Below are 12202 nucleotides of genomic sequence, written 5' to 3' on the forward strand. Positions count from 1 at the left end.
AACGGCCATGTCTTAGCTTTTGTACTATATTTCGTACAAATGGGCATCATGCAAGCAACCAGACTCAGCATTTGTACGATATATCGTACAATTGGGCTTGCCGCAAGCAACCAGATTCAGCATTTGTGCTAAATATCGTACAATCGGGCTTGCCGTCAGCAACCAGATTCAATATTTGTGCGAAATATCGTACAAATGGGCTTGCCGTCAGCAACCAGACTCAGCATTTGTGCGAAATATCGTACAATTGGGCATACCGCAAGCAACCAGGTTCAGCATTTGTACGATATATCGTACAATTGGCATACCGCAAGCAACCAGATTCAGCATTTGTGCGAAATATCGTACAAATGGGCATACCGCAAGCAACCAGACTCAGCATTTGTGCGAAATATCGTACAAATGGGCATACCGCAAGCAACCAGATTCAGCAATTGTACGATATATCGTACAATTGGGCATACCGCAAGCAACCAGATTCAGCATTTGTACTATATATCGTACAATCGGCCTTGCCGTCAGCAACCAATCTCATATTTTGTTCGAAAAATCATACAAACGAACGCACCACGAACGTCTAGTTTCGGCAAAGAAACCAAACAGAAACCTCTCCATGTTAATGATGGTTTTATACCACCACATATCAAAGAGAGGTTTCCTATTTGATAACTATAATTTACTTAATGGTCGACAGCCATCCACACAGCTCTGGACCACGCAACGTGCGCACAAGGAGCAGTACACACGTTGTACTGATTGTACAGTATCCTTAAGTTAAGGCAGCGTGTTCAAGAATGGTCTTACCGTTTTGGCAAGCGTGTAATTCGTGGTCGCATCCCAGTTAATGGACCAAGTCATTGCTCCCCGTATATCAGGGTATTTAGCAACGGGCTTATAACTTCCACAGCTGTTTCCAGTTGCTAGACAATTCAGGGCATTATTTACGACCGTTGGAGAAACATATCCGCCTCCAGCTGCTGAAGAGGTAGCAGGTACTCCCAATCCCAATTGGGAAGGTGATACCCACTGCAGCGTTAAGTCTGAAAGAGCCGTCAGGAAATCAACAGTGCCTTGGGAATAGCATTTTCCGTCCCGACCTAGCATGCATCCGGAATTATAATACTGGACGTTAATTACGGTTGTCATATCCTTTAGATTGTTATAGAGCTTCATATAGGAGGTGTTTGGATTCTGCATGTCTATCGTTTGGGGAGCCATCGTCAGAACAAAATCATTTCCTACTTTTTGCTTCAGTTGGCGGATCGCATTGGTTAAGTTAGGTACATTCATGCCATGCTCCAGATCAATGTCTATCCCATCAAGTCCAAATTGAGTGATGATTCCGTACATGCTATTCACAAAGTTCGCTACATTCGGGGAAGGATTATTCAAATTAATGTTTCCCTTTTCCCCTCCAATGGATATAATGACCTTCTTGCCTTGAGCACGTTTAGCCTGAATATCCGCGATCAGTTCAGCATTTGTGTACCCACCGAGAGCAGCGGATAGCGCAGAATCTACATTGAAAGTGACACCACCAGGGTTAGCAGGGTCCATCTCGGCAAACGCTAAAACAATGATGTCGTACTGATCCGGTATATCTCTCACTTTCAATTTGCTGGCACCATTGACAAAGTTCTGCCAGTACCCTGTCAATATATGCTTCGTCGGCTGGGGACCTCCGCCTGGTCCTTCTGTAGTTGTTGCATTCACGGTCGCACTAGCAGGGGAAAGATTCCCGGCAGCATCCTTAGCAATGACCTTAAAAGAATATGTCGTTTTCGGTGAAAGACCCGTTATTGTCGCTGTCGTACCGGTAACAGATATGGCAAGGGCTGTGCCTTGGTATACATCATATCCTGTCACGCCTACGTTGTCCGTAGATGCTTGCCAGGATAAAGTAACACTTGAAGAGGTGACTGCGCTTACAGTTACATTCGTAGGAGTTGTCGGAGCTACAGTATCACTACCTCCACCACCTTGAACAAACTGCCACAATGCAGGAACATTAGGCGGTTCCCACCCGGGTAATGAGGTATGAGATTGAATGGCTTTATACGCTTTCCCATCGTATGTCACGTTGTCGTTTACGACATAAGACACATTGGGTGCCCAAGCACCCCGTTCTGCTGCAGAAACCTCAAGGGGAAAAAAGTTCATAATCATAGACACGACGACCAATAAAGGCAACATCATCACTTTCGATTTGTCCAGAACTTTGGATAAACCCTTTTTCATCCATTAATCCCTCCTCAATAATTGATAATTAAGCTTTAGCCCTATCTTGCATAAAATGACAAACATCACCTCCTGTATAAAATACAATCATCCTGTTACATTTCAAAAACCAAGATGATCCATTTCACTTACTCAATTTTGATTCATTTACATATTTCGCAAGTTGATTTATATGTTAATAATTTACTTTATATGTTAATTATTATAAATATCTCTGGAGGATCAATTTAGTCTATGTAAGAAGATTTTTTAAACAAGATGCGCCCGGGCCTAGGCCTGAGCGTAGGGTTGCTTCCCTATTTTGCAAGATAAAAATAACCGTCCTCCTTGAAGTGTATTCAGGAAAACGGCCGCTGTATGGTTAGTTTAGTTATGGGTTATGTTTCGGGATCTCCGGATAGATTTCGCCACTCTCATGACCGTATGCAATGGTGATAAAAACCCAACTCTTTGTGAAGCAGCACTACGAATGCGGATCATACTTTTGATCCCTGTTGCCCCCAGATTTCTTATTGTACTTCTCCAAGGTTGAAATCCGGGGGCAAAGGGGACCGCTCTGCTTCTCCAGCATGCTTCCGCCTTCTCCGTTAGAGAATCGAAGACCCTAAAATGCGAATTATCGAACATGCTTCAATATAGTAAGTTCGAATCCTTGTAACGGTTAAAAACTGGAAATACTCAGTGAAATCGTGATAATGTTCAAATTTCAATATCCGCATCAACAAAATATCGGCCCCTTACCCCGCCAATCACTTTGTTAAGCTCACTCAGTACACGCTTCTCTTCGATAGGATTGGTCCACCAATTGTCGCGCCTCCCTTGAGAACGATGGTCTGGGCACCACACATACTCATACCAAGGAGGCATAAAGGTCCTGAGCATCAGCTGGCATCGACGCATATGACCAGGTGCACTGACGAGCAAGAGTCGATGGATTCGTTGTAACCCTAATGCCCGATCAAGCACGGTTAGGGAAGCCATAATGTTTTCCTTCGTATGGTTGGACATCGTTTCAATAAAAATGGATTCTGGCGGAATACCCATTTTTGTCGCTTCATCCCGCATCATGACCGCCTCGGGTTGCTCCCACTCGCCAAATCGGTCTCCACCAGTTAATAATAGATAGGGGGCGCGACCGCTTTTGTATAATTCAACCGCTTTCCATACTCGATCCAGGTTTTTTCCGCCAAACACAAAGATACAATCTCCGGACTGCGTACCATCATCCACTTCCGTTTCCGCCCCGAATACCACCGATGTGATCTGTTCTCTCGTTAATGTCTCCGGATTCATCTGTGAGATCAACAATAAGAACGCCTCCCGTTTATCAGGTTCATCAAACCCAAGCAAAGCTTGGTCGACTTCAGTATCGATAAAATTGCAATAGCTTTGCAGCGTCTGGAGCCCTCATTGTCCCATTAACTTGGACTGAACGGCAGCAGCATCCGTTAGGAAACTCTATACTTTAATCTAATCTACAGATTTAACACGCTTTGCCATAATAATATCCGGTTTTCCTATTCCATTCGCATCTGGTATAACGCCGACGATTACAAAACCTAACTTTCTATAAAAGTTCGCTGGGTGATCTAGACTTTCAAAATTGGATAGATGGGCCGGAATATCATCATACAAATTCACGTTTGCTAGACTGGTTTGATTATACTCATCATCCGTACCCAATATGATGGTTATACCTCCGCGTTGGTAGACCTGACGTTCAAAATCGATCACTAATAACTTGCCAAAGCCTCGCATTCTACTATCTTTTCTAATAACTAACGGATGCAGTTCCCACACATTACCGTCATACTGACTTCTCCCGCCAATCCACCCGATAACTTCATCATCCCCATTAACTAATACTCTACTAATTGAATCATCACTAAGAGATTCGAAAACTTCAAGTATGGCAGAATCTATTGTGGGCCATGCTTCAAAACTCTCATGCAATAGCCTAGCTGTTTGATTTATCTTTTCTATGTCATTTTCTAACAAATCAATTATGATCATGCATGTACTCCCACCATTCTTTAGGTTCTATAACTTCATCTCATTCCTATAGATTATTCAAAAAAAGACGGATCACACGATCGTCCCATACCTGCACCTCTATATATCGTTCTGGTCCTGATCTCCATCTTTGTTCCATTCTTGCGGCCAACCATATTCGTCCACCAGCCGGAGGTTTTCATTCTTTAAATAGACCTTTCCTCTGTAAGGCTTGTCGTCTTTATAACGCATTGTGGGAAATAAGTCACCATACGTAAAACTAATCGTCTCGGGGTCAACATCATCGAGGGGAATCTTGACTTCCCTCCCGTTCTGATACCACCGCTTGATCCATTCACAAGGGCCAAGTGTCATGTAATGTGGATATTTATTCATCGCCCTGCCACCCTTGGCTATGAATAGCTCTTTTGCATACGACTCTATTCCACGTCGGATTACGATATAATCATCTGCACGTTGACTCGCAAACATATTTTTATTTTGTTGAAGTCTTCTCTGTATTTGCTGCGCTTCTTCTATGGATAGTGCGGATAAATTTCGAAAGGGTCCGGTTGCTGCTTCATAATAATGATATAAGAATAATTCCATAACTCCTTCCTTTCCCTGATTACAGCGATATTATTTCGCTCGTAGATTTAAAACCCCCTCATGTTTCTCAGAAGTCTCTGAAGCTTCAAATATCAGCCCGTCCATGGTCAACTTACCCTGATTCCATTTTAATCTGGATACATGTAGTTTTTGGTCTGTTGACTGCAAATTCATGGGATGATCTGGAATCTCCATCTCAATCTCATGATCATTTATGATTCTGACCTTGGATTTATGAGAAGAAATGACTGGAAGTCCACTTCCATATATCATATAGAGACCATACTTTTGATTATTTTCTTCATAAAAATACACACCCGTCCCTTTTGCATCCCACTCCCGATTTACAATGGTTGTCCATATTTCATATTCATTCTTCATCCATTGATTAACACGAAATAATAAAAACATAGATAGGACCACTGCAATGGCAAGTAATAATTGTTTTTTCATAGGCTACTCCATATTATTAAATAGGGCTCATCCTTTATATTTCACGACTTGTTATTTAATCGATTTCCACTTTCGATTTTCTGCTTCTCACTTTCGATGTAGTCATATACTTTTGTAATCTCTTCTTCGTAGTTCTCTTTAATTTCAAAATATGGGACAGCAGCAGAAGCTAAACACTTTTCACGGAAAGCATCATGCTCCTGTATATATTCTGTAGCCGTTCCTTCTTCAGGATACATCCGAGTTTCGATAGCATTTCGATGTTGAATGATGTTGGATTGGAAGTTTTGCTGAATATACGTGGTTGAGAATCCCAAGAATACCGGTATGATGTGCGCTGAGTAGGATGGCTCGATATCCTGAAGATGGTGAGGCAGGATGTAGCAGCCCTCAATGATTAGATTCTGATTATTCTCGATGTTCGTCTTGATGATCCCCTTGAGGATCGGCCATAATTTTTCACCGATAAACTCTGTTGAATCCAGGGGGGTGAAGCCACAGTTCATATCCGCTCTGTATAATCCCATTTTCAAATGGTCGATCGAAAGATATGGAACGTGATACCTCTCCAGCAATTGTTGCGCCATATAGGTCTTACCCGTGCAGCTATTCCCGCTGATTAGTATGATCATGTTCGTCACAATTCTCCTTTAATGGCATAGGCATCAACTCGTTAGGCAAAAATCAGCCCTTTTTTTTATATTTCTCTTTTTTATCCGCTCTATAGAACAAGCTGATATGAGTTGCTTGAAATTCTTGAACTGAGCTAACATACGACTCCAGCTCCTTCTTCATTTCGATGATCGAGTCAGAAACTACAGATTTTCGAGCAACCGTGATATGCGGTTTGTATCGTTCTAACTCAAAACATTTCATGATTTGTTCCTGATTGGGGTTAAATATCGTTACAAGTCTCTTATGTAGTTCTATTAACTCATGGGATTTCACTTCTAAATAAAGGACATCCATATTCCCGAAAAATTTTAGGTCTCCCACACGTATTGGAAAATCACCAAATTCCGAAATCACCTTCTGACACGGTCGTAGCGACCCTGTATCTTCCGTTAGTCCACACGATGCTTTTACCGTAATGTGGGGTCCGGAACTTTGATGACCGTTATACTTGTCTCTTAATTTTATAATTTTATCGTGAATATCCATGGGTGGGACAATTCCGAAGTAATACTCCAATGCAGCTACAACTCGCTTTTATAATCTATTGCGGTCCATGATGATATTACTGCAAACGGTAGTATCCTCTACAAAATATACTATTCTTAGGTTTAATAAGAATTAGAAAAGAATTGATGATATCTGAAGATGATATGACCATGTTAAACCAACAAATATATAACATGAGTGATTTCATGAATCCGCTCATACCTATTGAAGCAAAAGCTGGAACTATAGACAACATCATAAGCGGAAGACTCATGAATAACCAAAACCTCTTTTTAGAAAGAGGAGTATCAGTATTAAGCCAAAAAAATATGCCGCTAAAAGTCAAACTTATATCACCAAGCTTATAGATAACTATAATGTGAAAGAACTCATGTATCACGAATATACAAGCACTAAATAGGATTAATGTTATATAAAACACAACACTACTACTGGAACTGATAATTTCTTGATTGGTTTCCGTGATCAATTGTGAGATTAAATCAACGCCAAAAACAAGGCCAGGTGCTAATGCAATACTTATCATTAACAAATATACAAACTTCATATAATGTGTTCGGAACCAAGGCTTTCGAATAAAAGGAATCCATGAAGAAAAATCAGTATCTGTTGCAGGAAGATTTTTAAACCATAAAATCATGTGTTAATTTCGCTCCTTTTCCAATTCAATCGGTACCTCTTTGATGCACGACCACTACATAGTTCCCGTTAATGATCATCCATCATATGTTCTTGTAGCGGGGCTTCTTCCATGATTATACATCTGTCCACAAAAAGGCGACAGCCAGAAATTACAGAAGAGATCAACTTCTCTTCTCAGAAACCATACATTGGGATTTTATTCAAAAAGTTAAACCCTTTTTTATCCAAATGTGGTAAAGTAGAAGTCGAAAGTATAAGCGGTTTAACTTTTGGAAAGGAGGAATTCATGATTCATTGTTTGTCAAAGCCTTCCCCTGTTGTCATTCCAAAAATTAAAAAGGAAGTGTCGCGATGATCACACGAAGCAAAATGATGGTCTTAAGTCTCTGCATTTGTATGTTGATCACATTATTTCCTGCATCGGGCTTTGCTGAGGCAGAGGTTGAGGAAGAAACGGCAGCTGCTGCTGTGCCGAGTCCGTGGAAGCAACAAAATATCGGTTCACCGTCGGTGAAAGGCAATGCATCTTATGATCCAACTGCTGATCAATTTTCCGTAAGCGGTGCGGGCAAGGACATCTGGGGTAAATCAGATCAGTTTAACTATGTGTACCAGCCCTGGACGGGAGACGGCGCAATTATCGCCCTTGTCTCTTCTCAAACCAATTCACACGAATTCGCCAAGGCCGGTATCATGATAAGGGAAACGCTGAATGCTGATTCCAAGCATGTCGATTTGCTGTTGACACCTTCGAACGGGTTCACATTCCAGTATCGGGCAGAAACAGGCGGAACTTCCCAAAGCGAGAAAATTGCATCGACGAGCCCAGCCTGGATAAAGCTAGAACGTAAAGGTAACGTCATTAAAGGATATGTATCCAACAACGGATTGAACTGGGGCGATTTAGGCAATGTGACTCTAAACATGAATGCCTCGTTGTATGTAGGATTGGCTGTCAGCAGCCATAATGAGTCTAAATTAAGCACGGCTATTTTTGACAAGGTGAAGGTAAATGCGTCAGGTGATGTATACCCGCCTACCGAACCGACCCACTTGCAAGCAACCAGTGTAACAGATACAACGGCAAGCATATCCTGGACTGCATCATTGGATGATGTTGGCGTGAAGGATTATGACGTGTATAAAGACGATGTGTTGGCGCAAGCGAATGTAACGGATACTTCCTACACCTTTACCGGTTTAACCCCGAATACCACATATAATTTCACGGTCAGGGCAAGAGATACAGCAGGGAATATTTCCAATGCCAGCAGTCCTCTCACCGTGAAAACGACGAACCAAACCGATACTCAGGCGCCGACTGCCCCGACAGAACTTGAAAGCTCAAGCAAAACATCTTCATCAGTCCATTTGACCTGGACGGCATCGACAGATGACGTAGGCGTGTACGAGTACGATATTTATAGAAACGGCTCATTAGCAGGCAGCACGTCTGCCACATCCTTCAAGGTAACAGGACTTACGGCAAATACCACATACAGCTTCACCGTTAAAGCCAGGGATTTAGCAGGAAATATATCTGAGGCCAGCCAAGCGTTGTCGGTTAAAACGAACCCTGCCTCTTCCGATCCATATACACCAGAGGTTGTCGCTAACAACTTGGAAACGCCATGGGCTATCGATTTCGCACCGGATGGACGGATCTTCTTCACGGAACGCAACAGCGGCAGAGTTCGTGTCGTTGAGAACGGGAATTTGAAATCAACACCGGTCATTACGCTCAGCTCTCCTTTTTATTATATGCCTAAGAGTGAAGGCGGCTTATTGGGACTGGCGCTTGATCCTAATTTTGCCACCAATCATTACATGTATATCTATCATTCCTACAAAACATCCGACAACAAAGTAGCCAACAGAGTTGTTCGTCTTAAAGAGAATAACAACAAGGCTACAATTGACAAGGTTCTGATCACTAATCTCCCTGGTGCGGTCTATCACAATGGCGGCCGCTTGAAAATAGGTCCGGACAACAAACTGTATTTCGGTGACGGCAACTACGGAAATAAAGATGATACACTCTCTTACCTCGGAGGGAAGATATTCCGCCTGAATTTGGACGGTACCATTCCTGCCGACAATCCATTTGGCGCCTCTTCTCCGATCTATAGCCGTGGACACCGGAACCCTCAAGGATTAGCATGGCAGCCTGGAACGAACCGTCTCTTTGAATCGGAGCATGGTGAATCCTCCAAGGACGAAATCAACTTCATAGAGCCCGGTAACAATTACGGCTGGCCTAAATATGAGGGCGGGAATCAGAATCAAACTGGCATTACACCTCCTCTGATTTATGCAAGCGGTACAACCTGGGCTCCCTCCGGCATGACCTTTGTAACTCAAGGGCCATGGGCAGGCAATCTTCTTGTTACCAACCTAAAAGGTAAACAGATCATCCGCATGGTCATTGGAGAGCAGAACGGAAAGCCGACGATCAACAGTAGTGATCTTAATTATCTGTTTGTGAATAAATACGGCCGCATTCGCGACATTGTCGAAGCGCCGGACGGTTCGCTTTACTTCGTTACCAGTAACAACGGCGACAAAAATGGTGACGGCTCTCCAGATAAACTTGTTCGATTGGTTCCTAACTTCTAGCGAGTTTGAATCAAGTTAATAGCTATACAAACCAGCGCGTGCCGATACCACATTGGCACACGCTGGTTTAAGTTACAGCTGAAACCACAGATCATATAATTTCATCGACTTGCTGTATCTAAGCAACGAGCTCCTTGTATAGCATCCTTTTGGAGCACCTTGTTCGATAATGTGGTGCACTCGCGGAAAGCAAAATGTTTACATCCTAAACATTGGTTATGATCCAATCGGGATAATGCGTAATCAATCGCCTCACCCGTATGCCAAAAGAAGTGAGCCGCCCCAATAAAATCAAACAAGCCAGTTCTCTTCAATACTTCCATTGGCTGTGGTTGGACACCTGTAATAAGAACCATCCCCCCAAACTTCTCGAAGTGTTTAACCAAGCTGGCTAAATTGTGCTCCCCTGTTGTATCCATAAAGGGTACTTTCCCCATACGTAGAATTAAGACTTTAGGTCTTTGATGAATCGTATCCATGATCGACATCTCAAACATGTTCGCGGCACCAAAAAAAAGCGGACCTTCAATTGTGTACATACCGATTTGGGGACAATCATGCCCCTCGGTTACCATGTGTGCCTTTACTTTTTCATGGTTATTAGCTGGATCGGGAAGCACTTTAGTTACTCTCAAAACGTCACTCATTCGTTTCACAAACAGAATGACAGCCAAGATTAATCCCACTTCAACAGCAGTCGTTAAATTCGTAAATACGGTTAGTATAAATGTAATGAGGAGTACAATGGAATCGCTCGTTTTGGTTTTCAAGACGTGAGCAAATTCTCTTCGTTCGCTCATATTCCAAGCAACCAGCATCAGGATGGGAGCCATACTGGCAAGTGGAATCTCAGATGCATAAGGTGCAAACAAAATGAGTACCAAAAAAACAACAATACCATGTATTATTCCGGACATAGGCGAGACAGCACCGCTTTTGATATTGGTTGCTGTCCGTGCAATGGCACCAGTTGCTGGAATGCCTCCAAATAGAGGTGTCACCATATTCGCGATGCCTTGCCCAATCAGTTCACGACTGCTATGATGACGACTGCCGGTCATGCCATCGGCTACAACTGCCGATAACAAAGACTCGATACCACCCAACATCGCGATAATAAAAGCGGGACGAATCAGCGTTTCAATACGGTCCCAGGTTATTTGCGGAAAATGGAATTGAGGTAATGTACTAGGAATTGCTCCGAATGATGATCCAATCGTTGCTACGTCTCCTTTGAAGAACACAGCCGCAACCACACTGGATACGACAAGCCCCACTAAGGAACCCGGAACCTTCGGCATAATTCTGGGTGTAAGGAGAAGGACAACCAAACAAACCCCGGCTGTTATGACGCTGTAGATATTCGTGGTTGTCAGATGCATCACAATTTCCTTCATGTTAGGCAGAAAATTTTCATGTTTCTCGATACCACTTAGACCCAAAAAATTAGCAATTTGTCCGCTGAAAATAATTACTGCGATTCCAGCCGTAAATCCAATGGTTACCGGGCGAGGAATAAACTTAATCAACGTGCCAAGTTTAAATAATCCCATTAAGACAAGGATGATGCCAGCCATGAATCCGGCAATCAGCAAATTTTCGTATCCATATTGCATGACTATAGCGAAAAGGATGGGGATGAATGCACCGGTCGGTCCCCCAATTTGAAATTTAGAGCCTCCGAGCAAAGAAATTAAAATACCGGCAACGATGGTTGTATAAATACCATACTCGGGTTTGACACCAGCAGCAATAGCAAACGCCATTCCTAATGGAATGGCGATAATACCAACAATCAGGCCTGAAATAAGATCTTTACGAAATGCGGATGCATGATATCCCTCAAATCTTCCCGTCCATTTCATCTGCTTTACCTTCTTTTTTTCATATATTTGATTATTTGAATATATGTGAGATGTTACTCCTGCCAATGAATAATGTCAATCGCTAAAATCGTCTATTCTATAAACGAAAAAAACAAGGTGCTCCTGAGTATTGCTCACGGATGCCCTTGTTTTTTTAGTTATGGTTCATTTCGGATGACCTCAAGCAAAGAAATCGCATCAACGAGATGATTATCGAATATTTGCTTTGTAACAGCTAGCAATTCTTTAATCAACGGGTCACGTAAGGAATAAATGACCGATGTTCCGTCTTTTAAGCCAGTAACTACATTTTTATTTCGTAATACTGACAATTGTTGAGAAACGGCTGAACCTTCTGAACCCAAAATACTTTGCAATTCGTTGACGTTTTTATCTCCTTCGCTCAGCACCTCAAGAATTCGAATTCTCATCGGATGAGCCAGCGCTTTAAAAAAATCAGCTTTAAACTGTTGAATATTTTGATTTTGGTTCATGGCTATACTCCCTCAGTGGCTAAACTTTTGAATATATGAATATAATAACACAACCGTATACCAAACATCGCGTAAAAAAGAAACGCCTGAGCATCGATTGTTATTTGGTTG

11 protein-coding genes are annotated in these 12202 nt (G+C 42.4%); 1 reads left to right on the forward strand and 10 read right to left on the reverse strand.

Annotation, left to right across the window (positions count from 1 at the left end):
* Positions 1–774: 774 nt before the first annotated feature.
* From NYE54_RS20120 to NYE54_RS20155, 8 genes are all read right to left on the reverse strand, one after another.
* Positions 775–2238, reverse strand: coding sequence for a glycosyl hydrolase family 18 protein (locus NYE54_RS20120; RefSeq protein WP_339265688.1), 1464 nt, complete (start codon positions 2236–2238; stop codon positions 775–777).
* 699 nt (positions 2239–2937) lie between these two features.
* Complete coding sequence (locus NYE54_RS20125) at positions 2938–3546, reverse strand: YdcF family protein (RefSeq protein ID WP_339265690.1); 609 nt, start codon at positions 3544–3546, stop codon at positions 2938–2940.
* A 162-nt stretch (positions 3547–3708) separates the two neighbouring features.
* Positions 3709–4251 (reverse strand): GNAT family N-acetyltransferase, encoded by a 543-nt coding sequence (locus NYE54_RS20130; RefSeq protein WP_339265692.1) that lies wholly within the window; start codon positions 4249–4251, stop codon positions 3709–3711.
* 99 nt (positions 4252–4350) lie between these two features.
* Positions 4351–4839, reverse strand: coding sequence for a hypothetical protein (locus NYE54_RS20135; protein WP_339265694.1), 489 nt, complete (start codon positions 4837–4839; stop codon positions 4351–4353).
* A 30-nt stretch (positions 4840–4869) separates the two neighbouring features.
* Positions 4870–5292 carry a hypothetical protein gene (locus NYE54_RS20140; protein WP_339265695.1) on the reverse strand — a complete coding sequence of 141 codons (423 nt, stop codon included), beginning with the start codon at positions 5290–5292 and terminating at the stop codon, positions 4870–4872.
* 41 nt (positions 5293–5333) lie between these two features.
* On the reverse strand, positions 5334–5924 hold the full coding sequence (locus NYE54_RS20145; RefSeq protein ID WP_339265696.1) for a 2-phosphoglycerate kinase: 591 nt from the start codon (positions 5922–5924) through the stop codon (positions 5334–5336).
* A gap of 52 nt (positions 5925–5976) precedes the next feature.
* Entirely contained in the window at positions 5977–6453 is a 477-nt protein-coding gene (locus NYE54_RS20150) for a 2'-5' RNA ligase family protein (RefSeq protein ID WP_339265698.1), read from the reverse strand.
* Positions 6454–6529: 76 nt separating this feature from the next.
* Complete coding sequence (locus NYE54_RS20155; RefSeq protein ID WP_339265700.1) at positions 6530–7114, reverse strand: DUF3267 domain-containing protein; 585 nt, start codon at positions 7112–7114, stop codon at positions 6530–6532.
* A gap of 353 nt (positions 7115–7467) precedes the next feature.
* On the opposite strand from NYE54_RS20155, the gene NYE54_RS20160 reads away from it, so the two are divergent.
* Entirely contained in the window at positions 7468–9732 is a 2265-nt protein-coding gene (locus NYE54_RS20160; protein ID WP_339265702.1) for a PQQ-dependent sugar dehydrogenase, read from the forward strand.
* A 101-nt stretch (positions 9733–9833) separates the two neighbouring features.
* On the opposite strand, the gene sulP is transcribed toward NYE54_RS20160, so the two are convergent.
* Together sulP and NYE54_RS20170 are read right to left on the reverse strand one after the other, a co-directional pair.
* Positions 9834–11597 carry a sulfate permease gene (gene sulP, locus NYE54_RS20165; protein ID WP_339265704.1) on the reverse strand — a complete coding sequence of 588 codons (1764 nt, stop codon included), beginning with the start codon at positions 11595–11597 and terminating at the stop codon, positions 9834–9836.
* A 158-nt stretch (positions 11598–11755) separates the two neighbouring features.
* Positions 11756–12091 (reverse strand): metalloregulator ArsR/SmtB family transcription factor, encoded by a 336-nt coding sequence (locus tag NYE54_RS20170; RefSeq protein WP_076321867.1) that lies wholly within the window; start codon positions 12089–12091, stop codon positions 11756–11758.
* Between the last annotated feature and the right edge of the window lie 111 nt (positions 12092–12202).

Source organism: Paenibacillus sp. FSL K6-1330 (genome assembly GCF_037976825.1).
Classification (GTDB): domain Bacteria; phylum Bacillota; class Bacilli; order Paenibacillales; family Paenibacillaceae; genus Paenibacillus_AQ.

Excerpts from the sequence above, each read along its gene's own strand:
- NYE54_RS20120 (WP_339265688.1), bottom strand. The coding sequence starts at position 2,238 with ATGAAAAAGGGTTTATCCAAAGTTCTGGACAAATCGAAAGTGATGATG.
- NYE54_RS20130 (WP_339265692.1), bottom strand. The coding sequence starts at position 4,251 with ATGATCATAATTGATTTGTTAGAAAATGACATAGAAAAGATAAATCAA.
- NYE54_RS20135 (WP_339265694.1), bottom strand. The coding sequence starts at position 4,839 with ATGGAATTATTCTTATATCATTATTATGAAGCAGCAACCGGACCCTTT.
- NYE54_RS20140 (WP_339265695.1), bottom strand. The coding sequence starts at position 5,292 with ATGAAAAAACAATTATTACTTGCCATTGCAGTGGTCCTATCTATGTTT.
- NYE54_RS20145 (WP_339265696.1), bottom strand. The coding sequence starts at position 5,924 with ATGATCATACTAATCAGCGGGAATAGCTGCACGGGTAAGACCTATATG.
- NYE54_RS20150 (WP_339265698.1), bottom strand. The coding sequence starts at position 6,453 with ATGGATATTCACGATAAAATTATAAAATTAAGAGACAAGTATAACGGT.
- NYE54_RS20155 (WP_339265700.1), bottom strand. The coding sequence starts at position 7,114 with ATGATTTTATGGTTTAAAAATCTTCCTGCAACAGATACTGATTTTTCT.
- NYE54_RS20160 (WP_339265702.1), top strand. The coding sequence starts at position 7,468 with ATGATCACACGAAGCAAAATGATGGTCTTAAGTCTCTGCATTTGTATG.
- sulP (WP_339265704.1), bottom strand. The coding sequence starts at position 11,597 with ATGAAATGGACGGGAAGATTTGAGGGATATCATGCATCCGCATTTCGT.
- NYE54_RS20170 (WP_076321867.1), bottom strand. The coding sequence starts at position 12,091 with ATGAACCAAAATCAAAATATTCAACAGTTTAAAGCTGATTTTTTTAAA.